We start from the raw sequence: 20,096 nt of genomic DNA on the forward strand, positions 1-20,096 counted from the left end.
TTTTTCGTTGGGTTCGGTCATGAGGCCTCTGGCGGGCCTTGTGCTGCACGACGAACCGGGGCGGCCGGAATCGACAACGCCCGGCCGGGATTGTGTCAAAGTGCCGCCACCACAAGGAGACACCATGCGAGCCATGATCCGCCTGGCCCGGCTGCTGCCGGCGCTGCTGCTCGCCGCGACGCTCGCGGCGCCCGCCATCGCCCAGACCCGGCCCAAGCTGGCGGACAGCGGCGTGGACAAGCCGGCGTCGGCCATCTACATCGGCAACAGCTTCTTCTATTACAACAACAGCCTGCACAACCACGTGGGCGAGCTGATCCGCTCGGCCGACCCGGGCTTCCGCCACCGCGGCACGTCGGTGACCATCGGCGGCAGCGGCTTCGACTGGCACGACGTCGACTCGTACTTCCGCCCCAACGCCATCGGCAGGTACTCGTTCGACCGCAACAACAACGTCGTCTTCAACAAGCTGGACAAGCTGTTCGACGTGGCGATCCTGATGGACTGCAGCCAGTGCCCGCTGCACCCGCAGCTGAAGGACACGTTCCGGGAATACGCGAAGAAGCACGCCGACACGGTGCGCAGGCACGGCGCCAAGCCGGTGTTCTTCATGTCCTGGGCCTACCAGGACGTGCCTTCGATGACGGCCGGGCTGGCCGAGGCGTACACGCAGGCCGGCAACGACAACGACGCTTTCGTCATCCCGGCCGGGCTGGCCTTCGCGCGCTCCATTGCCGCGAAGCCCGACCTGAACCTGTACGCGCCCGACAAGCGCCACCCCAGCCTGGCGGGCACCTACCTGGCGGCGTGCACGACCTACGCTGCCCTCTTCAAGAACTCGCCGGTGGGCAACAAGTACACCGCGGGGCTGGACGCGGCCACCGCCGCGCACCTGCAGGCCGTGGCGTGGGAGACGGTGCAGGCCTACTACGCCAAGCCGTAGCGTATCGGACGGCTCCCACAGCGGCTGTGTGCGCGGTCCGCCGCCACGTGCGCGGCCCGCGCGATAGCGTGCGGCATCCGACGAATTCGGAGCCTCGCGCCATGGACCTGCAGCCCCCCGACGCCGTCCAGCGTCTCGAAAATCCCGAGCCCCTGTTCCCGGGCGAACAATGGATCGACCTGGCCGGCGGCATCGCCGCCTGGCTGCTGACCCGCAAGCACCCTTCGCTGGCCGTGCGCACGTTGGGCACCTTCCTCGGCGCGACGCTGGTGGCGCGCGCGGCGCATGGCCGCCAGCGCCTCAGCAGCATCATGCGGTGGACGCCGATCGGCGGCGGCATCCAGCGCGACCGGTCCGACGTGGTCTGACCTCCAAGAGCGGTCACCGAAGAGCACGATCCTAGAATCGTGCGATGACCGCCGAGCTGCTTTCGCTGCAGCACCTCGTCCTTTTCCTCGCCTTCCTCGCGTCGCTGGCCTTCGGCGCCGTCGTGCAGGCCACCGGCTTCTGCACGATGGGCGCGGTGGCCGACGCCGTGACGCTGCGCGACTTCACGCGCGGGCGCCAATGGGCGCTGGCCGCGGCCACGGCGATGCTCGGCTTCGCCGCGCTCGCTTTTCTCGGCATCCTCACCGCACCGCAGACCCTGTACGCGTCGACTCGCTGGCTGTGGCTGTCCGCGCTCGCGGGCGGCGCGGTGTTCGGCTTCGGCATGGTGCTGTCGTCGGGGTGCGTCAGCAAGACATTGGTGCGCGCGGGCGCGGGCAACCTGAAGTCGCTGGTGGTGTCGGTGGTCACGGGCATCGCCGCGTTCGCCACTTTGCGCGGCATCACGGCGGTGCTGCGCGTGGCGACGGTGGACCGCGTGGCGGTGGAGACCGGCGGCAACACGGATCTCGCCACGTTGCTGGCACGAGGTTCGGGCATGTCCCTGGCCGTCGCCGCGCTGGTCGCCGGCGGAGTCCTGGGGCTCGCGCTGCTGGCTTGGTCGCTGGCCGCGAAGGAATCGCGCCGCCCGCTCAACCTGCTGGCCGGGCTGGGCGTGGGCGGTTCGGTGCTGGCGATGTGGTGGATCACCGGCCACGTCGGCCACCTGGCCGAGCACCCGCAGACGCTGGAAGAAGCGTGGATCGCCACCTCGTCCACCCGCGCCGAGGGCCTGAGCTTCGTCGCGCCCACCGGCTACGCGCTGGACTGGCTGCTGTATTTCAGCGACGCGAACAAGCGCCTGACCGTGGGCATCGTTTCCGTCGTGGGCGTGCTCGCGGGGTCGGCGCTGGTGGCGCTGGCGCGCGGCCGCTTCCGCTGGGAAGGCTTCGCCGGCACCGGCGACCTGGGCCACCACCTGGCGGGCGCGGTGCTCATGGGCGTGGGGGGCGTCACGGCGCTGGGCTGCAGCATCGGCCAGGGCGTCACCGGCCTGTCGACGCTCAGCCTGGGCAGCCTGGCTGCTACGCTGGCCATGGTGGCCGGCGCCGTGGCGGGCGTTCGCTACCAGGCCTGGCGCATCGAACGCGACGCCTAGGGTCAGCCCCAGCGCCGGATGCCTGCGCGCTGGCTTATATTGGTCACTGGCGATATTCATCGCCTGGAGAACACGAAATGCGAGCCCTCTTCCGATTCCTGCCCGCGCTGCTGCTGGCCTTCGCCGCCTGCGGTGCCTGGGCACAGGACAAGGTGGTCTACCACATCGACAACACCGAAGCCCAGGCCACCAAGGGGCTGCGCAACATCCGCAACCACCTGGACGTGGCGCCCGACACCAAGATCATCGTGGTGACGCACGCCGAGGGCGTGGACATGCTGATGGAAGGCGCGCACGACAAGAAGAACCCGAACATCGAGTACGCGTCGCTGGTCAGCGCGCTGAAGGCCCGCGGCGTGCGCTTCGAGGTGTGCGAGATCACGCTGAAGAGCCGCAACCTGCCCAAGGACAAGTTCATCATGGACGCGGACTTCACGCCCTCCGGCGTCGTGCGCATCGGGCAGCTGCAGACGCGCGAGCACTACGCGTACATCAAGCCCTGAGGTCCGCGCCATGGCCACCGCACGCGCCCGCAAGGAAGCATCGCCCGTCGAGTCCGACGAGGTGTTCGAGATGGCCGCGGAAGTCTTCCGCGTGATGTCGGCGCCGATGCGGCTGAAGATCATCAGCAGCCTGTGCAACGGCGAGAAGAACGTCAGCGAGCTGCTGTCCGAGATCGACACCACGCAGCCCAACATGTCGCAGCACCTGAACACGCTGTACCAGGCCGGCGTGCTGGGCCGCCGCCGCGAAGGCGTGCAGATCTACTACCGAATCGTCAACGACCGCGTCGTCACGCTGTGCCGGGCCATCTGCACGCAGATCGCCATCGAAGCCGAAGTGGCGCGCTGAAGGATTTCCCCTTGCCGTTCCGCCGCGCCCGGGCGCTGCTGCTGGCGCTGCTGGCCGCCCCCGCTTTCGCCGTCACGCCCGTCAGCCCCGAAGGGCCGGCCATGCTGCCGCAGCAGGTGTCGGCATCCGCCTGGTTCGTTCAGGGCCAGTCGGCGCTGGGCTCGCCGGCCAACCGCAACTTCATCTCCAACGCGGGCTTCGTCGTCACGCCGGCCGGCGTGGTGGTGATCGACGCGCTGGGTTCGCCCTCGCTCGCGCAGCAGCTGCTGCAACGGATCCGCCGCGTCACGCCGCAACCGGTGAAGTACGTGGTGCTGACGCACTACCACGCCGACCATGTGTACGGGCTGCAGGCTTTCCGCGCCGCCGGCGCGAAGATCGTCGCGCACCGCGCGGCCCGCGAATACCTGAACTCCGACACGGCACGGCTGCGGCTGGAAGCTTCGCGGCAGGACCTGGCGCCGTGGATCGATGCCAACACGCACCTGGTCGAGCCCGACGAATGGCTGGACGGCCCGCGCGACCTGCAGCTGGGCGGCACCACGCTGAAGCTGTTGCCGGTGGGGCCTTCGCACACGCCGGAAGACCTGGTGGTGTACCTGCCGTCGGAGAAGGTGCTGTTCGCCGGCGACATCGTGTTCCGCAACCGCATCCCCTTCGTCGGCCAGGCCGACAGCCGACGCTGGATCCGCGCGCTGGACCAGGTGCTGGCGCTGGACGCGGATGTCATCGTGCCCGGCCACGGGCCCGCTTCGCACGAGGCGAAAGCCGACGCGGCGCTCACCCGCGACTACCTGCTGTACCTGCGCCAGGTGATGGGCACCGCCGCGAAGAACCTGGAGCCCTGGGAGGACGCGTACAAGGCCGCCGACTGGAGCCGCTTCGACAAGCTGCCCCTCTTCCAGGCGGCCAACCGCATGAATGCCTACAACACCTACCTGCTGATGGAGCAGGAGAAGGACTGAGCGGCGATGCGCCGGCGCGAACTGCTCCTGGCCGCGCCCGCACTGGCGCTGCCTGCGTTCGCGCAAGCAGCGACTTTGCCCACGCCCACGTCGCTGGCCGATGAGCTGCAGCAGGCCCTGGGCAAAGGCCGGCCGCTGGTCGTGATGGCCAGCCTGGAAGGCTGCCCGTTCTGCCGCGTGGTGCGCGACAGCCATCTTGCGCCGCTGCGCGCCCAAACAGGCCAACCCATCGTGCAGGTGGACATGGGCAGCCGCGCCGCCGTCGCCGATTTCCAGGGCAAGGCGTCCACGCACGAGCAGTTGCTGCGCGAATGGCGGATCAAGCTGGCGCCCGTGGTGATGTTCTTCGGCCGCGGCGGGCGCGAAGTGGCCGAAAGACTGGTGGGCGCGTCCATCCCGGACTTCTACGGCGCCTACCTCGAACAGCGGCTGCAGGCCGCCATGAAGAGCATCGCCCCCTCGTAAACCCGGTGGCCGGCGCGGCGCGCCGCGTAATATATTCGTGAATCCGAATATAGAGATTCATTCACGATGCAGACCGGCCGCGTGCGCAAGGCGCCCGAGAATTTCCTGGATGCCGCCGGCATCCGGCAGGTGAACACGGAAGCGAAGCAGGGCCGCCGCGATTTCCTGCGCGGCGCCTTCGCGGCCGCCGCGGCGGGCGCGGCGGCGGTGGCACACGCCGCTCCCGCGCCTGCGGAAGGCGATCCCGACATCCTGCAGGCGCCCGAGCACACCACGGGCCTGGGCCAGCCCGTCGTCACCGACGGCTACGGCAAGCCCTCGAAGTACGAAGCCAACGTGCAGCGCCGCCAGAGCCCGGGCCTGACGCAGACGCGCCAGGCTTCGGTGTCGTTCGCGCCGCTGCAGTCGCTGTTCGGCATCGTCACGCCCAGCGGCCTGCATTTCGAGCGGCACCACCAGGGATGGTGGGACATCGACCCGTCCAAGCACCGGCTGATGGTCAACGGTCTGGTGAAGGCGGCCAAGGTGTTCACGATGGACGAGCTGATGCGGCTGCCATCCGTCTCGCGCTTCCACTTCATCGAGTGCGGCGCCAATACCGGCATGGAATGGGGCAACGTCGCGGTACCGACGTGCCAGTACACGCACGGCATGCTGTCGTGCAGCGAGTTCACCGGCGTGCCGCTCATCACGCTGTTGCAGATGGCCGGCGCGGACCTGAAGAAGGGCCGCTTCGTGCTGGCCGAAGGCGCGGACGGTTCGTCGATGACGCGCACCATCCCGATGGAGCTGGTGGAATCCGGCCAGGTGCTGGTGGCCTACGGCCAGAACGGCGAGATGCTGCGGCCGGAGAACGGCTACCCGCTGCGCCTGGTGGTGCCCGGCGTGCAGGGCGTCAGCTGGGTGAAGTACCTGCGCCGCATCGAGGTGGGCGACCAGCCGTGGGCGACCAAGGACGAGACGGTGCACTACGTGGACCTGATGCCCGACGGCACGCACCGCCAGTACACCAGCATCCAGGAATGCAAGAGCGTCATCACCACGCCTTCGGGCGGGCAGGTGCTGATGGACCAGGGCTTCTACAGCATCAACGGCCTGGCCTGGTCGGGCCGCGGCAAGGTGACGCAGGTGGACGTGTCCACCGACGGCGGGCGCAACTGGCGCGCCGCGCGCCTGCAAGGGCCCGTGATGGACAAGTGCCTGACCCGCTTCTCGCTCGACTGGACCTGGGACGGCAAGCCCGCGCTGCTGCAAAGCCGCGCGCGCGACGAATCGGGCTACGTGCAGCCCTCGTACCGGCAGCTGCGCGGCGTGCGCGGCACGCGTTCGATCTACCACAACAACGCCATCCAGACCTGGCTGGTGGAGGAAAGCGGCGAGGTGAAGAATGTCCAGCTGGGTTGAACGTTTCGTACTCGCGGCCGCGCTGTCCGCCACGGCGTGCGGCGCCCACGCGCAGGACCGCTTCACCGGCATCGGCCGCGACGCCACGCCCGCGGAAGTGAAAGCCTGGGACATCGACGTGCGGCCCGACTTCCAGGGCCTGCCGCCCGGCTCGGGCAGCGTGCAGCGCGGCCAGCAGGTGTGGGAAGACAAGTGCGCGTCGTGCCACGGCGTGTTCGGCGAATCCAACTCGGTGTTCAACCCGCTGGTGGGCGGCACGAGCAAGGCCGACGTCGAGAGCGGCCGCGTCGCATCGCTCAAACGAACCGACTACCCCGGGCGCACCACGTTGATGAAAGTGGCTTACGTCTCGACGCTTTGGGACTACATCCGCCGCGCTATGCCGTGGAACGCGCCCAAGTCGCTGCCGGTCGACGACGTGTACGCCGTCACCGCGTACCTGCTGAACCTGGGCGACGTGCTGCCGGCCGACTTCGTGATGTCCGACCGCAACATCGCCGAAGTGCAGAAGCGCATGCCCAATCGCAACGGCGTGACCACGCGGCACGCGATGTGGCCGGGCAACGAATTCGGCGGCCCGGGCAAGCCCGACGTGACGGGCAGCACCTGCATGAAGGACTGCGCCACCGAACCCAGGGTCACCTCGCTGCTGCCGCCGCACGCCGGCGACGCGCACGGCAACCTCGCCGAACAGAACCGCCTGGTGGGCCCGCAGCGCGGGCGTCCGCCGGAAGGCAAGGTGGTGGCGCAGGCGCCCGCGGCGAAGCCCGCGGGCGGCAGCGACGCCGCGGCCGTGAACGCGCTGCTGCAGAAGAACAACTGCACCGGCTGCCATGCGGCCGGCCAGCGCATCGTCGGCCCCAGCTGGGCCGAGGTCGCGCAACGCCACGCCGGCAAGGCCGACTACCTGGCCGGCAAGATCAAGAGCGGCGGCAGCGGCGTGTGGGGCTCCATCTCCATGCCGCCGCAATCGCTCGCCGACGCCGACGCGCGCCGCATCGCCGGCTGGCTGGCCGGCGGCGCCAAGCCGTGAGCAGGGATTGTCCGCATGCGTACACTCTCGCCTTTCATTAGCCTGCACTGATGCAACGATCATCCCGGAGAGCCCGATGAACACCACCCGCCGACAGACCCTGCAACAGACCGCCGCCGTCGCGGCGCTGCTGGCCACCGCCGGCCTGCTGCCCCGCACCGCGCTGGCCTTCACCAAGGAAGCCTTCGACGCCAAGACCGTCAACGAAGCGCTCAAGGCCCTGGGCGCCGGCGCGCCGGCGGAGAGCAAGGACGTGCAGCTCACCGCGCCCGACATCGCCGAGAACGGCGCCGTCGTGCCCATGGGCGTGGCCACCACGCTGCCCAACGTGAAGCAGCTGCTGATCCTGGTCGAGAAGAACCCCAGCCCGCTGGTCGCGAAGTTCGACATCAACCCGGCGGTCGACGCCAACTTCCTGACGCGCGCGAAGATGGGCCAGTCGTCCGACGTCTACGCGGTGGCCATCACCACCGACGGCAAGGCGCTCTTCACCAAGAAGGAAGTCAAGGTCACCCTCGGCGGCTGCGGCGGCTGACCCGGACACAGCACAGGACAAAAGGAGAAAGAACATGGCAGACCCGATGCGCATCCGCGCCCAGGTGCAAGGCAACGCCGCCGTCGTGCGCGTGCTGATGAGCCACGAGATGGAAACCGGCCAGCGCAAGGACGCGGCCGGCAAGGTGATCCCCGCCTGGCACATCACCGACGTCACCGCCACCCACAACGGCAAGCAGGTGCTGGCCGCCGAATGGGGCCCGGCCGTGGCCAAGAACCCGTTCCTGCAGTTCAACGTCAAGGGCGCCAAGGCCGGCGACAAGATCGCGGTGACCTGGAAGGACAACCGCGGCGACACGCGAACCGACGAGGCCACGGTCGCCTGAGGGCGATGGCCGCGGGGAGCGGCCGGCGATGACGAAAAGAGGAGACGCATCCATGATGACCAGGAAGTTGGCGGCCTTCGCGGCCGTCGCGACGCTGGCTTGCGGCGCGACCCACGCGCAGCAGCAGCCCAAGTCCGCCACCCAGTCGATCGAGGAATACCGGGCCATGCTGGCCGACGGCAACCCGGCCGAACTGTTCGAAGCCAAGGGCGAAGACCTTTGGAAGAAAAAGCGCGGCCCGAAGAACGCCTCGCTGGAGCAATGCGACCTGGGCAAGGGCCCGGGCGTGGTGAAGGGCGCGTTCGTGGAGCTGCCGCGCTACTTCGCGGACACGAACAAGGTGCAGGACCTGGAATCGCGCCTGGTCAGCTGCATGGCCACGCTGCAGGGTTTCGACGCGCAGCAGATCGCCAAGACGCCGTACGGCAAGGGCGAGCAGGAGAACGTCACCGCGCTGGCCACCTGGATCGCGGCCGAATCGCGCGGCCTGCCGTTCAACCTGCCGCAGTCGCATCCGCAGGAACGCGTGGCCTATGAAGTGGGCAAGCGCCTGTTCTTCATGCGCGGCGGCACGCACGACTTCTCGTGCGCTTCGTGCCACGGCGAGGACGGCAAGCGCATCCGCCTGCAGGACCTGCCCAACCTCACCAAGAACCCCGGCGACGGCGTCGGCTTCGCGGCGTGGCCCGCCTACCGCGTGTCCAACGGCCAGATGTGGAGCATGCAGCTGCGCCTGAACGACTGCTACCGCCAGCAGCGCTTCCCGTACCCGGAATTCGGCAGCGACGCCATCTCGGCGTTGTCCACCTACCTCGGCGTCAACGCCAAGGGCGCCAAGTCGGCCGCCCCCACCCTGAAGCGCTGAAGGAGAGCCGCATGGACAACAAGCGAATGAAGCTCGCGGCGCTGGCCGCCGCCGTGGTCGCCGTCGCCGCCGTGGGCTGCGCCAACATGGCGCCGCTGCCGCCGGGCGCCGACCTGGACCGCATGGCGCAGGAAGCGGTGAAGACCAGCTTCCGCAGCGAAGGCATCGCCAAGGTCGAACGCGTGACGCAGATCGACGAGACCCTGCGCCTGTGCAACCAGGCCGACGCGTCCGGCAAGCCGCTGGACGCGGCCACCGCCAAGCGCATCGAGGAAGAGAACCTCAAGACGGTGAAGTGGCCCAGCGACGGCAAGTACCTGGGCGACTGGAAGCAGGGCGAGCAGATCGCGCAGAGCGGCCGCGGCCAGACCTGGACCGACGCCGCCAGCACGCCCAACGGCGGCAACTGCTACAACTGCCACCAGATCAGCAAGGAAGAGATCTCCTTCGGCACCATCGGCCCCAGCCTCTACAACTACGGCAAGCTACGCGGCGTGGCCAACCCGGACAGCCCGGAAGCCAAGGCCATCGTGCAGTACACGTGGGGCAAGATCTGGAACGCCAAGGCCTACAACGCGTGCAGCAACATGCCGCGCGCCGGCCACATGGGCAACCTGAACGAACAGCAGGTCAAGCACATCATGGCGCTGCTGCTGGACCCGCAATCGCCGGTGAACAAATGACGAATGACGAATGACGAATGACTGGCGGCTGTGCCGCCGGATGACGCGCAGCCGAAGGCGTGATGAACGCTGACCCTGTCATTTGTCATCGACGCGCAGCGACGTCATTCGTCATCCATCACATATGAACCTTTCCAAGCGCGAATTCCTCCAGGTCCTCGCCGCCGCCGGCGTGGCCGGCATGGGCCTCACCCGCTGGTCCGAAGCCGACGCGCAGACCGCCGGCGAGCGGCTGTACGACCTGCCGAAGTTCGGCAACGTGTCGTTCCTGCACATGACCGACTGCCATGCGCAGCTGCTGCCCATCTGGTTCCGCGAGCCCAGCGTCAACCTGGGCGTGGGCGGCATGAACGGCAAGCTGCCGCACCTGGTGGGCGAGCACCTGCTCAAGGCCGCCAACGTGCCCGCGGGCAGCGCCGACTCGTACGCGCTCACCTGCCTGGACTTCGAGCAGGCCGCGCGGCGCTGGGGCAAGGTGGGCGGCTTCGCGCACCTGGCCACGCTGGTCAAGCGCCTGAAAGCCAGCCGCCCCGGCGCGCTGCTGCTGGATGGCGGCGACACCTGGCAGGGCTCGGCCACCTCGCTGTGGACGAAAGGCCAGGACATGGCCGACGCCGCCAAGCTGCTGGGCGTGGACGTGATGACCGGCCACTGGGAATTCACCTACGGCATGGAACGCGTGCAGCAGCTGGTGGAGAAGGATTTCGCCGGCCGCATCGACTTCGTCGCCCAGAACGTGAAGACCGCCGATTTCGGCGACGCGGTGTTCAAGCCGTACGTGACGAAGACCATCAACGGGGTGCAGTGCGCCATCGTCGGCCAGGCTTTCCCGTACACGCCCATCGCCAACCCGCGCTACTTCGTCGCCGACTGGACCTTCGGCATCCAGGAAGACACGCTGCAGAAGCAGGTGGACGAAGCGCGCGCCAAGGGCGCGCAGGTGGTCGTGCTGCTCAGCCACAACGGCATGGACGTGGACCTGAAGCTGGCCAGCCGCGTGCGCGGCATCGATGCCATCTTCGGCGGCCACACGCACGACGGCATGCCGGTGGCGACGGTCGTCTCCAACGCCGGCGGCAAGACGCTGGTGACCAACGCGGGCTCCAACGGCAAGTTCCTCGGCGTGATGGACTTCGACGTGCGCGGCGGCAAGGTGCAGGACTTCCGCTACAAGCTGCTGCCGGTGCTGTCCAACGCCCTGCCGGCCGACGCGGAGATGCAGTCGTTCATCACCAAGGTGCGCGCGCCGTACGAGACGAAACTGGCCGAGAAGCTGGCGGTCACCGAAGGCACGCTGTTCCGCCGCGGCAACTTCAACGGCTCGGGCGACCAGCTGATCCTGGACGCCATCATGAAGGTGCAGGACGCGCAGATCGGCTTCTCGCCCGGTTTCCGCTGGGGCACCTCGCTGCTGCCGGGCGAGGCCATCACGCGCGAATGGCTGATGGACATGACCGCCACCACGTACTCGTACGCGACGGTCAGCAACATGACCGGCGAGCAGATCAAGACCGTGCTGGAAGACGTCTGCGACAACCTGTTCAACCCCGACCCCTACTACCAGCAGGGCGGCGACATGGTGCGCGTGGGCGGCCTGCAGTACACCTGCGCGCCCAACGCGCCCATGGGCCAGCGCATCCAGGACATGCGCCTGGGCGGCCAGCCCATCGAAGCGTCGAAGACGTACAAGGTCGCGGGCTGGGCGCCCGTCGCCGAGGAAGCGCGCAATGCGCCCGGCGCCCGGCCGGTGTGGGAAGTGGCCGAGGAATGGCTGCGCGCGCAGCGCGGCACGGTACAGGCGCGCAAGCCCAACGTGCCCAAGCTCGTGGGCGTGTTGCCCAACCCGGGCTACGCCGACATCGGTTGAATGGTGCGACTACGATCAGCCGCATGAGCCTCTCTTCCGCCCCCGATCCGAAGCTGCACTTCTTCGCCGAGCTGGCGGTGCAGGTCGACAAGCCGATCGAGGTGGGCCGCACGCCGCGCGGGCTGCGCCGCATGATCTCCATCCTGGGCGGCCAGGTGCGCGGTGACGGCTGGACGGCGCGCGTGCTGCCCGGCGGCGCCGACTACCAACTGGTGATCGGCGACACGCTGGCGGAGCTGCAGGCGCACTACGTGCTGGAAACCGACGCGGGCGACCTGGTGTACGTGCGCAACCAGGCCATCCGCTCCGCGCCGCCCGAAGTCACCGCGAAGCTGGTGAGAGGCGAGCCGGTCGATCCTTCGCTGGTGTATTTCCGCTGCGCGCCCACGCTGGAGACGGCGTCGAAGGCGCTGGGCTGGATCAACGAGCGGCTGTTCGTCGGCACCGGTGTTCGCAAACCGGCGCAGGTGGAGATGAAGTTCTTCCTGCTGGATTAGTCCACGCTGCGCGCACGCACCGACTCGATCAGCGGCAGCACATCGCCGGCGCTGTCGCTGCGGGCCATCAGCGCCAGGCACAGCATCGCGAGGAAGCGCTGCGCGTTCTCCGGTCCCACTTCGCCCAATGCGTGGCAGATGGCGGTGTACGCGATGTCCAGGTCTTGATCGTTCATGGCTGCACTCCCCGTTCGGCGAGCTCCGCGCGTGCCGCGGCCACGTCCAACTTGCGCCACCGGCCGAAAACGTAGCCGTCGGGTCGCACCAGCACCAATGCTTCGCCGGCGCTCACGCCATAACGCTCGTGCGCCTGGCCCAGTGTGTCGGCGCCGCGCGGCACATGCACCAGCGTGATGCCGTCCACCGTCTCCAAGCGCACTTCATCTCCGTCACCGCCGAAGGCCAGGCCAACGAAGCCGCGTCCGAACGTCTGCGTGAGATGCATCTCGCCTCGCGGCCCACGCACCAACGCTTCCGGCGCGGGTTGGCCAGGCATCGCGAGGCTGGAAGTCCACCTCCCTTCCTGCGGCCCATTCAGCGGCGACGCCGTGTACGCGATGGGCGCGGACTGCCGGGGATTGATGAGCGACCGCACACGCGGCTCGTCCAGCGCCAGCCGCAGCACGGCCTCGCGCATGAGGCTGAACGCGAAATCCGGCGGCGCCATGAACTCGGTGCTCTTCGCGCCGTAGGCCATGTTCTCGCGCGCGGCGTGCAGGCGCTCGGCGGTGTACGAATCCATCAATGCGGGCGCGGCGCGTCCCTGCAGCACCGCCGCCAGCTTCCACGCCAGGTTGCCGGCATCGTCCAACCCCGAGTTCAGCCCGCGCACGCCGAAGATCGGCACCAGGTGTGCCGCATCGCCCGCGAACAGCACGCGGCCGTGGCGGTAGTCACCCAGCGTCAGGCACTTGGCGTTGTACGTGGACGCCCACAGCATCTTCCACGGCTCGCGCTCGCCGATCATGTCCAGGTGGCTCTGGATGCGCGGCTGGATGTTCCCCGGCGCCAGCGCGGCCTGCGCGTCCTCGCCTTCGCGCAGCTGGTAGTCGATGCGCCACACGTTGTCCGGCTGCCGGTGCATCAGCAGCGTCGAGCCGGGATTCGACGGCGGGTCGAACCAGGCCAGACGCTCCACAGGCCGCTTCGTCGCCTGTTCGATGTCGGCGATGACGTAGCGCCCCTCGTACTGCGTGCCTTCGAGCGACAAGCCCAGCTGCTCGCGCACCGTGCTGCGGCCGCCGTCACAGGCCACCAGCCAATCGGCCTTCACGGTCGTGCGCCCGGCCGCGCCTTCGACCACGACGGACACGCCTTCCCCATCCTGCGCCACCGACACCACACGGTGCGACCAGGCCACCTGCGCCAGCGCCGCGTCCAGCGCCTCGTGCACGAACCGCTCGACGTAGAACTGCTGGATGTTGACCATGGGCGCGAAGCGCTGCGCCGGGTCGCTGGGCATCTGGAAATGCAGCACTTCGCGGTCGCGCCAGAAGCTGCGGCCGCCGGTCCAGGGCAGCGACTTCTCGCGCATCGCGGCTTCCGTGCCGGCCCAGGAGAGGATCTCCAGCGACCGCCGCGAAATGCAGATCGCGCGGCTGCCGGTGCAATACGACTCGTCGGCTTCGACCACCAACGACGCGATGCCGAAGTGCGCGAGCAGCGCGGCGCAGGTCAGGCCGACGGGACCGCCGCCGGCGACAAGCACCGGCACCCGCGCCGGCAGGGACTTCATTGGCATGCGGACCTCACATCGCGCGCGCGATGACTTCCTTCATGATCTCGCTGGTGCCGCCGTAGATGCGCTGCACGCGCGCGTCGGCGTACATGCGCGCGATCATCGATTCGTTCATGTAGCCGTAGCCGCCCCACAGCTGCAGCAGCTCGTCCAGCACCTTGCACTGCGTCTCGGAGCCCCACAGCTTGGCCATCGAAGCGGTGGCAGTGTCCAGCTGGCCGGCGACGATCTCCTCCACGCAGCGGTCCATGAAGGCGCGGCCCGCCATCACCTGCGCGGCCACCTCGGCCAGCTTGAAGCGCGTGTTCTGGAAATTCGCGACCGGCTGGCCGAAGGCCTGGCGCTCGCGCACGTACTGCAGGGTGGCTTCGTACGCGCCTTCCATGCAGGCCTGCGCCACCACGCCGATGATCAGGCGCTCGTAGGGCAAATCGGACATCAGCTGGTAGAAGCCCTGGCCTTCGCGCCCGCCCAGCAGCCGCGAAGCCGGTACGCGCACGCCGTCGAAGAACAGCTCGGACGTGTCCTGCGCCTTCATGCCCACCTTGTCCAGCACGCGGCCGACGGAGTAGCCGGGTTGGTCCCTGGTGTCGACGATCAAGATGGACGTGCCTTTCGCACCCTGCGCCGGATCGGTCTTGCACACCACCAGCACCACGCCCGCGAGAAAGCCGTTGGTGATGAAGGTCTTGCTGCCGCGGATGACGTAGTCGCCGCCGTCGCGCTCCGCGCGCGTGCGCACGCCCTGAAGGTCCGAGCCCGCGCCGGGCTCCGTCATCGCGATGGCGCCCACCAGCTCGCCGCGCGCCAGTCGCGGCAGGTACTCGCGCTTCTGTGCCTCGGTGCCGTGGTTCAGGAAGTAATGGGCGACGATGGAGTGCACCGACGTGCTCATGCCCGAAAGGCCGCGCCGCGACATTTCCTCGTAGAACACCGCCTCGTGCCGGAAGTCGCCGCCGGCACCGCCGTACTCAGCGGGGATGTCGGCGCAAAGAAAGCCCAGTTCGCCGGCGCGGCGCCACAGCTCGTGGCCGACGTTGCCGCGCTTTCGCGCCGCCTCGTCGCCGGGCAGCATCTCCTGCTCGATGAAGCGGGCCACCGAGTCGCGCCAGGCGCGCAGGTCTTCGTCTTCCCAGGAGCGGCGGAACGTGAGGGCCATGGTGCGGGCATTGTGGCGCAAGCGGGTGCTGGGGCGGCCTGCACGCGGCACCCGCGGTTTTTTCCTACAAGGCCCGGCGCCGCGCTGAACCCGCAGCCGGCGGCGGAATGCCTTCGCTAGGCGATCGCGAATACGGCGCCGTCCACCCGGTCGCCGAGCGCCACGTTGCGCTCGGCGAACCAGCCGCGCGGCACCTCCAGCACGTAGCGCACCGGATAGAGGCTGCTGGCGCCTTCCAGCGAATGCGGCTCCAGGTCGTCCAGGTGCAGGATGGTGCCATCGTCGTCCAGGAAGGCGATGGACAGCGCCACGGGCGTGTCCTTCATCCAGAACTTCTGCACCGCGCATTCGTCGCAGACGAACAGCATGGCCTCGTTCTCGCCCAGTTCCTGCCGGTGCATCAGGCCCAGCGCTCGCTGCTCCGGCGTGCGGGCGATACGGGTGTCCAGCGTGTAGTCACCGATGGTCAGGGGGGTGCGAAGCAGGTTGTGCATGACGCGGACCATTCTGGCGATGGCGCCCTGCCACGCCCTGAGCGGCAACACCACCGCGCGCTGTCGGCAAACCTCGACGCGGCGCGCTAAGCTGCCCGGCCGTACCACCGGAGGTTCCATGGCCCTCGCCTTTCCCCGCCGCCGCCTGCTGGCTGCCGCCCTCGTCCTCGCCGTTTCGCTGCCGGCTTTCGCGCAGAACGCGCCGCTGCGGCTGCGCGGCACGATCGAAAGTGTGGACGCCAACCGGCTGGTGCTGAGGGACCGCAGCGGCGAGCAGGTGGACCTGGCGCTGCCCGCCAACCTGGTGGTCACCGAGGTGGTGCCGGCGAAGCTTTCGGACATCCAGCCCGGCAGCTTCGTCGGCGCGGGCGCAATGCCGCAGCCCGACGGCACGCAGAAGGCGATCGCGGTGCTGGTGTTCCCCGAAACCATGCGCGGCACCGGCGAAGGCCACCGGCCGTTCGACTTCCTGCCGCAAAGCACGATGACCAACGCGACCGTGGCGGGCATCGCTTCGGCCGCGGACGGCAGCCGGCTGAAGGTGGCCTACCCCGGCGGCGAGCAGACCATCGTGGTGCCGCCCGAAGCGGTGATCTTCAGCGTGAAGCCGGGCTCGCGCGATCTGCTGGTGCCCGGCACGCGCGTGTCGCTCACGGCGCAACAGGTGGATGGCAAGCCGACGGCCACGCGCATCAGCGCGGGGCGCAACGGGTTTGCGCCGCCGTACTAACCCGTCATCCCTGCGGAGGCGGGGATGAGGGCTACTTCGGCCGCGGCCGCGTCAGGTGCGCGTCCGGCTGCCGCAGCTTCCCCGCCCGCAGGTCCTCCACCGCGTGCGCGATGGCGCGCGCGACGTTGCACACCTCCTCCTGCACGGCATGGTCTTCGTCCAGCGTGTCGTGGCTGGTGGCGTACGGCTCGTAGTAGCCGATGAAGCGGTCCAGCCTCGACTGCGAGCCCGCGTCGACGAAGCCCATCCAGTCCAGCCAGTCGCACAGCGCGCGCCGCACCGATTCGATGCCGGCCACGTCGCCGTGCACGGCCACGCCGTACACGCGGCCCTTCAGGTGCTTGGGGTAGTCCCAGCCCTTCAGCTCGATGGCCTTGGCTTCCTCCGCCTTCTTGCCGTGCGTGCTGGTCGGGTCGGGGTTGCCGCCGTCGGCGCACACCAGGCGGTCCATCATCAGCTTCAGCGGGCTGGGCGCCGAATACCAGTAGGTCGGCGTCAGCAGCATCACGCCGTGCGCGCTCACCCACTTCTCGTAGATCTCGCTCATCCAGTCGCCCACCTGGCGCGTCGAATGATTCGGATAGCAGCTGCATGGCCAGTGGCACAGCGGCATGGCGGTGGACACGCAGCCCTTGCACGGGTGGATGTGCAGCCCGTAGTCGGACGTCAGCCGGCTCAGGTCCAGCAGGTCCACCTCGATGCCGGCCTGCTCGAACACCGCGCGCGCCTGCTGCGCGAGCCTGTACGTCTTGCTCATCTCGCCGGGGCACGAACCGTCGTTGCGCGAGGCGCCGCACACCAGCAGCACGCGCGAAGGCGTGCCGCGCTCGCCCCACCGCTTCTGCGCGGCGATCAAGCGGTCGCGCGTTTCGCGCCATTCGATCGACAGGTCGTAGTCCGGGTCGGCGAAACCGGGCCCGGCCTTCTGCGTGCGAGGCGCCTTGCGGCCTCCCTGGTAAGCCTCCCAGGCGATCGCCTCCAGCCGCTCGATGGCGGCGGATTCGGCTTCGAATGCCGGGTCGTGGAAGTCCTGCAGGAATCGCCGGCGGAATTCGTCCCGCGGCAGAGGGGGCCCCGCTTGCCCTTTGCGCACCGTGGTCATGACGCCAGTCTAGGAACGCATCGCCCGGCGCGGGCCACTTGGCCCCATGGCTGGGCTGCTTCGCAAGCACTGTTTCCGGATGAGTAGGCCCACGCCTACAGACTCGCCAGCGCGACGGTGATACCTTGCGCGGCGCGCTGAGCGCGGGAGAACCTATCGCGTGACCATCCGAGTATTGCTAGTCGAGGACGTCAAGGCCACGGCAGAGCTGATTGCCGAGCTGATGGAATTCGTCGGTGGCTTCCGCATCGTCGCGCACTGCGTCACCGAGTCCGCCGCCCAGCATTGGCTGCTGGACCATCCCGGCGAAGCCGACCTGGTGGTGCTGGACCTGATGCTGCGCGAAGGCTCGGGCTTTTCGGTGCTTTCGCGCATCGCGGCCGGATCGCCCGTCGATGTCGTCGTCTTCAGCGACTTCGCGTCGCCCGCCGTGGTGCGCAAGTGCCGCAGCCAGGGGGCGCTGGACGCCATCTCCAAGTCTGACTATCGGCGCCTGCGTGTCTTCCTCGAGAAATACCGCGGCGAGCAGGTCGAAGCGGCCTAGATTCACATCGGAATCGCTACGCGATTCCGGTGCGCCCCGGTCACCTCACTGTGGTTCGATCTTGGCGTCCTTGATCGCCTTCGCCCACTTCACGGTTTCAGCCTTGGTGCGTTGAGCCAGGGCTTCCGGCGTGCCCGGGTCGGGGACGAAACCCAGCGCGGAGAACTTCTCGGCGATGTCCTTGCTGGACGCCGCGGCGTTGAAGGCTTCGTTCAGCTTCCTGATGACGTCGGCCGGCGTGCCCGCGGGCGCGAACGCGGCGAAGTACGCGATCAGCTCATAGTCCTTCAGCCCCAGCGCCTCGTTCACCGTCGGCAGGTTCGGCACGGCGGGCGATCGCCTGGCCGAAGTCACGGCCAGGCCGCGCACCTTGCCGCCCTGCACCTGCGGCAGCATCACCGCGAAGTCGGCGGTGAACATCATCACCTGGCCGCCGATCAGGTCGGTCATCGCCGCGGGGCCGCTCTTGTACGGCACGTTGGTCATCTGCACGCCGGCCATGCTGGCCAGCACCTCCGAAGACACCAGCTGCGAGGTGCTGGCGCTGGCGAAGGTGACGCTGCCCGGCTTGGCCCTGGCCATGTCGACCAGCTCCTTCAGCGTCTTCGCCGGCACATCGTTGTTCACGGCCACGATCAGCGGCACCTGCCCCATGTAGGCGATGGGCGCGAACGCCGTGTCCTGGTCGTACGGCAGCTTCTTCATCAGGCTCTTGAGCGCCGCGTTGGTGCTGTTGGTGCCCACCATGATGGTGTAGCCGTCCGGCGGCGACTTGGCCAGCGCATCGGCGCCCAGCATGCCGTTGACGCCCGGCTTGTTGTCCACCACGAAGGGCTGGCCCAGCGCTTCCTGGATCTTCGCGGTGAACGCGCGCGCGATCTGGTCGGTGGCGCTGCCGGCCGCGAACGGCACGATCACCTTCACGGGCTTGTTGGGGTACGTGCCTTGGGCCAGGGCCGCGGCGGCGAAGCCGGCGGCCGCGAGGGCGGCGCACAGGCGCAGGATGGGTCGCATGGCGTTGTCTCCTTGCAGGTGTGGCAGGCAGTCTAGCGGCATGCGCGCGCAGCGGCCGTCGCGGCGCGCGAAGGCAGGCTTCGTGGAAAAGGCCGGCCGGCTGTGGCAATCTCGCGCCCTTGTCTTCGTCCCTGAAACAAACCCAGCGCACCGTCGCCGTCCTGTCGGCGGCCACTTTCCTCAGCGGCGCCGCCACGCGCGTGTGCGACGGCCTGTTGCCGCGCCTGGGCGGCGAGTTCGGCACCACGCCGGGCGTGGCGGGCTACGTCGTCACCGTGTTCGCGATGGCCTACAGCGTGCTGCAGCTGCTGTTCGGGCCGCTGGGTGACCGCCTGGGCAAGGCGCGGGTGATCGTCGTCGCGATCGTTGGCTCGCTCGCGGCCAGCGTGGTTGCCGCCGCATCGCCCACCTTTCACATGCTGCTGGCCGCGCGCTGCGCGTGGGGCATGGCCGCCGCGGGCGTGGTGCCGCTGGCGATGGCGTGGATCGGCGACACCGTGCCGCTGGACGAGCGGCAGCCCATGCTCGCGCGCCTGCTCGTGGGCACGCTCTCCGGCATGACGGCCGGCCAGCTGCTGGGCGGCCTGTTCGCCGACCAGCCCTGGGGCTGGCGCGGCGCGTTCGGCGTGCTGGCGCTGGCGTACGCGTGCGTCGCGGTCCTGCTGATCGGGCGCTTCCGCAGCACCGGCTGGTCGCCGCCAACGCCCGCCGGGCAGCGCCTGCCGCTGCACCGGCAATGGCATTCGGTGCTGAAGGAGCGCTGGAGCTGGGTGGTGCTGGGCGCGAGCCTGATCGAGGGCGTTCTGCTGTTCGGCCCGCTGGCGTACATGCCGGCGCTGCTGCATGCGCGCTTCGACCTGACGCTCACCCATGCGTCGGCATTGCTCGCGCTGTTCGCGATCGGCGGGCTGGCGTACGCGGTCGCCGCGAGGACCATCGTGCGCCGCCTCGGGCAGCGCCGCATGGTGATCGCCGGCGGCGTGATCATGGGGCTGGGCTGCCTGGCCTGGCTGCTGTCGCCGGTCGTGTGGATCACCGGGCCGGTGGCGCTGCTGGTGGGGTTCGGGACGTATCTCTATCACGCGACGCTGCAGACGCATGCGACGCAGATGGCGCCCGCGGCGCGCGGAACCTCCGTCAGCCTGTTCGCCGCGTTTTTCTTCGCGGGCCAGGCGCTGGGTGCCGCGCTGGCCGGCGCCGCGTTCGATCACCTGGGTGCGGCGTGGATGCTGATGCCGTCGGTGATCATGCTGCCGGTGGTGGGGTGGGCGTATGCGCGGGCGCTGGGGCGGCACACGGCAATTTGACGCGGCCGCACCCTCGCGCCGCGTCTTC

24 protein-coding genes are annotated in these 20,096 nt (G+C 69.0%); 18 read left to right on the top strand and 6 right to left on the bottom strand.

Translation table 11 applies throughout. The features are described from left to right. The first annotated feature begins 124 nt into the window (after positions 1-124). The 15 genes from EZ216_RS16485 (at position 125) to EZ216_RS16555 (ending at position 11,980) form a co-directional block, all read left to right on the top strand. Positions 125-943 carry an SGNH/GDSL hydrolase family protein gene (locus EZ216_RS16485; protein ID WP_205959693.1) on the top strand — a complete coding sequence of 273 codons (819 nt, stop codon included), beginning with the start codon at positions 125-127 and terminating at the stop codon, positions 941-943. Positions 944-1,044: 101 nt separating this feature from the next. Then, positions 1,045-1,311 (top strand): hypothetical protein, encoded by a 267-nt coding sequence (locus EZ216_RS16490; RefSeq protein ID WP_135250889.1) that lies wholly within the window; start codon positions 1,045-1,047, stop codon positions 1,309-1,311. A gap of 44 nt (positions 1,312-1,355) precedes the next feature. Further along, the gene (locus EZ216_RS16495; protein WP_135250890.1) at positions 1,356-2,468 is read left to right on the top strand and encodes a YeeE/YedE family protein; all 1,113 of its coding nucleotides are present in this window, start codon (positions 1,356-1,358) and stop codon (positions 2,466-2,468) included. 77 nt (positions 2,469-2,545) lie between these two features. Beyond that, on the top strand, positions 2,546-2,971 hold the full coding sequence (locus tag EZ216_RS16500; protein WP_135250891.1) for a DsrE family protein: 426 nt from the start codon (positions 2,546-2,548) through the stop codon (positions 2,969-2,971). 10 nt (positions 2,972-2,981) lie between these two features. Beyond that, positions 2,982-3,320: an ArsR/SmtB family transcription factor gene (locus EZ216_RS16505; RefSeq protein ID WP_135250892.1), complete on the top strand. Its 339-nt coding sequence runs from the start codon at positions 2,982-2,984 to the stop codon at positions 3,318-3,320. 11 nt (positions 3,321-3,331) lie between these two features. After that, positions 3,332-4,285 (top strand): MBL fold metallo-hydrolase, encoded by a 954-nt coding sequence (locus EZ216_RS16510; RefSeq protein ID WP_439126740.1) that lies wholly within the window; start codon positions 3,332-3,334, stop codon positions 4,283-4,285. 6 nt (positions 4,286-4,291) lie between these two features. Next, positions 4,292-4,750 carry a thioredoxin fold domain-containing protein gene (locus tag EZ216_RS16515; protein WP_135250893.1) on the top strand — a complete coding sequence of 153 codons (459 nt, stop codon included), beginning with the start codon at positions 4,292-4,294 and terminating at the stop codon, positions 4,748-4,750. A 66-nt stretch (positions 4,751-4,816) separates the two neighbouring features. Next, positions 4,817-6,154 (top strand): sulfite dehydrogenase, encoded by a 1,338-nt coding sequence (soxC, locus tag EZ216_RS16520; protein ID WP_135250894.1) that lies wholly within the window; start codon positions 4,817-4,819, stop codon positions 6,152-6,154. After that, entirely contained in the window at positions 6,138-7,187 is a 1,050-nt protein-coding gene (locus tag EZ216_RS16525; protein WP_135250895.1) for a c-type cytochrome, read from the top strand. Before soxC ends, EZ216_RS16525 begins: the two co-directional genes overlap by 17 nt. A 76-nt stretch (positions 7,188-7,263) precedes the next feature. Then, positions 7,264-7,722 (top strand): thiosulfate oxidation carrier protein SoxY, encoded by a 459-nt coding sequence (gene soxY, locus EZ216_RS16530; RefSeq protein ID WP_135250896.1) that lies wholly within the window; start codon positions 7,264-7,266, stop codon positions 7,720-7,722. A 34-nt stretch (positions 7,723-7,756) separates the two neighbouring features. After that, the gene (soxZ, locus tag EZ216_RS16535) at positions 7,757-8,068 is read left to right on the top strand and encodes a thiosulfate oxidation carrier complex protein SoxZ (RefSeq protein ID WP_205959694.1); all 312 of its coding nucleotides are present in this window, start codon (positions 7,757-7,759) and stop codon (positions 8,066-8,068) included. A 55-nt stretch (positions 8,069-8,123) separates the two neighbouring features. After that, positions 8,124-8,933, top strand: a complete 810-nt coding sequence (gene soxA / locus EZ216_RS16540; RefSeq protein ID WP_135251111.1) for a sulfur oxidation c-type cytochrome SoxA — start codon at positions 8,124-8,126, stop codon at positions 8,931-8,933. An 11-nt stretch (positions 8,934-8,944) separates the two neighbouring features. After that, positions 8,945-9,616: a sulfur oxidation c-type cytochrome SoxX gene (gene soxX / locus EZ216_RS16545; RefSeq protein ID WP_135250897.1), complete on the top strand. Its 672-nt coding sequence runs from the start codon at positions 8,945-8,947 to the stop codon at positions 9,614-9,616. A gap of 124 nt (positions 9,617-9,740) precedes the next feature. Continuing rightward, positions 9,741-11,483, top strand: coding sequence for a thiosulfohydrolase SoxB (gene soxB / locus EZ216_RS16550; RefSeq protein ID WP_135250898.1), 1,743 nt, complete (start codon positions 9,741-9,743; stop codon positions 11,481-11,483). Between the two features lie 23 nt (positions 11,484-11,506). Continuing rightward, the gene (locus EZ216_RS16555; protein WP_135250899.1) at positions 11,507-11,980 is read left to right on the top strand and encodes a DUF3237 domain-containing protein; all 474 of its coding nucleotides are present in this window, start codon (positions 11,507-11,509) and stop codon (positions 11,978-11,980) included. Here the strand turns inward: EZ216_RS16555 and EZ216_RS16560 are convergent. The 4 genes from EZ216_RS16560 to EZ216_RS16575 form a co-directional block, all read right to left on the bottom strand. Next, positions 11,977-12,156, bottom strand: coding sequence for a hypothetical protein (locus EZ216_RS16560; protein WP_135250900.1), 180 nt, complete (start codon positions 12,154-12,156; stop codon positions 11,977-11,979). The two genes, EZ216_RS16555 and EZ216_RS16560, sit on opposite strands and share 4 nt — an antisense overlap. Next, on the bottom strand, positions 12,153-13,715 hold the full coding sequence (locus EZ216_RS16565; protein WP_439126741.1) for an FAD-dependent monooxygenase: 1,563 nt from the start codon (positions 13,713-13,715) through the stop codon (positions 12,153-12,155). Before EZ216_RS16565 ends, EZ216_RS16560 begins: the two co-directional genes overlap by 4 nt. 13 nt (positions 13,716-13,728) lie before the next feature. Continuing rightward, positions 13,729-14,877 carry an acyl-CoA dehydrogenase family protein gene (locus tag EZ216_RS16570; RefSeq protein ID WP_135250902.1) on the bottom strand — a complete coding sequence of 383 codons (1,149 nt, stop codon included), beginning with the start codon at positions 14,875-14,877 and terminating at the stop codon, positions 13,729-13,731. A gap of 116 nt (positions 14,878-14,993) precedes the next feature. Beyond that, positions 14,994-15,371: a DUF192 domain-containing protein gene (locus EZ216_RS16575; RefSeq protein WP_167772941.1), complete on the bottom strand. Its 378-nt coding sequence runs from the start codon at positions 15,369-15,371 to the stop codon at positions 14,994-14,996. A 118-nt stretch (positions 15,372-15,489) separates the two neighbouring features. On the opposite strand from EZ216_RS16575, the gene EZ216_RS16580 reads away from it, so the two are divergent. Continuing rightward, on the top strand, positions 15,490-16,101 hold the full coding sequence (locus tag EZ216_RS16580) for a hypothetical protein (RefSeq protein WP_135250904.1): 612 nt from the start codon (positions 15,490-15,492) through the stop codon (positions 16,099-16,101). 31 nt (positions 16,102-16,132) lie between these two features. Here EZ216_RS16580 and EZ216_RS16585 read toward each other — a convergent pair whose 3' ends face one another. Next, complete coding sequence (locus EZ216_RS16585; RefSeq protein WP_135250905.1) at positions 16,133-17,203, bottom strand: flavodoxin family protein; 1,071 nt, start codon at positions 17,201-17,203, stop codon at positions 16,133-16,135. Positions 17,204-17,363: 160 nt separating this feature from the next. Here EZ216_RS16585 and EZ216_RS16590 point away from each other — a divergent pair, with 160 nt between their 5' ends. Beyond that, on the top strand, positions 17,364-17,747 hold the full coding sequence (locus tag EZ216_RS16590; protein ID WP_205959695.1) for a response regulator: 384 nt from the start codon (positions 17,364-17,366) through the stop codon (positions 17,745-17,747). 45 nt (positions 17,748-17,792) lie between these two features. Here EZ216_RS16590 and EZ216_RS16595 read toward each other — a convergent pair whose 3' ends face one another. Continuing rightward, complete coding sequence (locus EZ216_RS16595; RefSeq protein WP_135250907.1) at positions 17,793-18,761, bottom strand: Bug family tripartite tricarboxylate transporter substrate binding protein; 969 nt, start codon at positions 18,759-18,761, stop codon at positions 17,793-17,795. 119 nt (positions 18,762-18,880) lie between these two features. Here EZ216_RS16595 and EZ216_RS16600 point away from each other — a divergent pair, with 119 nt between their 5' ends. Then, on the top strand, positions 18,881-20,068 hold the full coding sequence (locus tag EZ216_RS16600) for an MFS transporter (RefSeq protein ID WP_239024417.1): 1,188 nt from the start codon (positions 18,881-18,883) through the stop codon (positions 20,066-20,068). The last annotated feature ends 28 nt before the right edge of the window (positions 20,069-20,096 follow it).

Origin of the sequence: Ramlibacter humi (genome assembly GCF_004681975.1) — a bacterium.
In the GTDB taxonomy this organism is placed as follows: domain Bacteria; phylum Pseudomonadota; class Gammaproteobacteria; order Burkholderiales; family Burkholderiaceae_C; genus Ramlibacter; species Ramlibacter humi.

Excerpts from the sequence above, each read along its gene's own strand:
- soxZ (WP_205959694.1), top strand. The coding sequence starts at position 7,757 with ATGGCAGACCCGATGCGCATCCGCGCCCAGGTGCAAGGCAACGCCGCC.
- EZ216_RS16495 (WP_135250890.1), top strand. The coding sequence starts at position 1,356 with ATGACCGCCGAGCTGCTTTCGCTGCAGCACCTCGTCCTTTTCCTCGCC.
- EZ216_RS16485 (WP_205959693.1), top strand. The coding sequence starts at position 125 with ATGCGAGCCATGATCCGCCTGGCCCGGCTGCTGCCGGCGCTGCTGCTC.
- soxC (WP_135250894.1), top strand. The coding sequence starts at position 4,817 with ATGCAGACCGGCCGCGTGCGCAAGGCGCCCGAGAATTTCCTGGATGCC.
- EZ216_RS16595 (WP_135250907.1), bottom strand. The coding sequence starts at position 18,761 with ATGCGACCCATCCTGCGCCTGTGCGCCGCCCTCGCGGCCGCCGGCTTC.
- EZ216_RS16570 (WP_135250902.1), bottom strand. The coding sequence starts at position 14,877 with ATGGCCCTCACGTTCCGCCGCTCCTGGGAAGACGAAGACCTGCGCGCC.
- EZ216_RS16580 (WP_135250904.1), top strand. The coding sequence starts at position 15,490 with ATGGCCCTCGCCTTTCCCCGCCGCCGCCTGCTGGCTGCCGCCCTCGTC.
- EZ216_RS16555 (WP_135250899.1), top strand. The coding sequence starts at position 11,507 with ATGAGCCTCTCTTCCGCCCCCGATCCGAAGCTGCACTTCTTCGCCGAG.
- soxX (WP_135250897.1), top strand. The coding sequence starts at position 8,945 with ATGGACAACAAGCGAATGAAGCTCGCGGCGCTGGCCGCCGCCGTGGTC.
- EZ216_RS16515 (WP_135250893.1), top strand. The coding sequence starts at position 4,292 with ATGCGCCGGCGCGAACTGCTCCTGGCCGCGCCCGCACTGGCGCTGCCT.
- EZ216_RS16500 (WP_135250891.1), top strand. The coding sequence starts at position 2,546 with ATGCGAGCCCTCTTCCGATTCCTGCCCGCGCTGCTGCTGGCCTTCGCC.
- soxY (WP_135250896.1), top strand. The coding sequence starts at position 7,264 with ATGAACACCACCCGCCGACAGACCCTGCAACAGACCGCCGCCGTCGCG.
- EZ216_RS16505 (WP_135250892.1), top strand. The coding sequence starts at position 2,982 with ATGGCCACCGCACGCGCCCGCAAGGAAGCATCGCCCGTCGAGTCCGAC.
- soxA (WP_135251111.1), top strand. The coding sequence starts at position 8,124 with ATGACCAGGAAGTTGGCGGCCTTCGCGGCCGTCGCGACGCTGGCTTGC.
- EZ216_RS16560 (WP_135250900.1), bottom strand. The coding sequence starts at position 12,156 with ATGAACGATCAAGACCTGGACATCGCGTACACCGCCATCTGCCACGCA.
- EZ216_RS16585 (WP_135250905.1), bottom strand. The coding sequence starts at position 17,203 with ATGACCACGGTGCGCAAAGGGCAAGCGGGGCCCCCTCTGCCGCGGGAC.
- EZ216_RS16490 (WP_135250889.1), top strand. The coding sequence starts at position 1,045 with ATGGACCTGCAGCCCCCCGACGCCGTCCAGCGTCTCGAAAATCCCGAG.
- EZ216_RS16565 (WP_439126741.1), bottom strand. The coding sequence starts at position 13,715 with ATGAAGTCCCTGCCGGCGCGGGTGCCGGTGCTTGTCGCCGGCGGCGGT.
- EZ216_RS16575 (WP_167772941.1), bottom strand. The coding sequence starts at position 15,371 with ATGCACAACCTGCTTCGCACCCCCCTGACCATCGGTGACTACACGCTG.
- EZ216_RS16525 (WP_135250895.1), top strand. The coding sequence starts at position 6,138 with ATGTCCAGCTGGGTTGAACGTTTCGTACTCGCGGCCGCGCTGTCCGCC.
- soxB (WP_135250898.1), top strand. The coding sequence starts at position 9,741 with ATGAACCTTTCCAAGCGCGAATTCCTCCAGGTCCTCGCCGCCGCCGGC.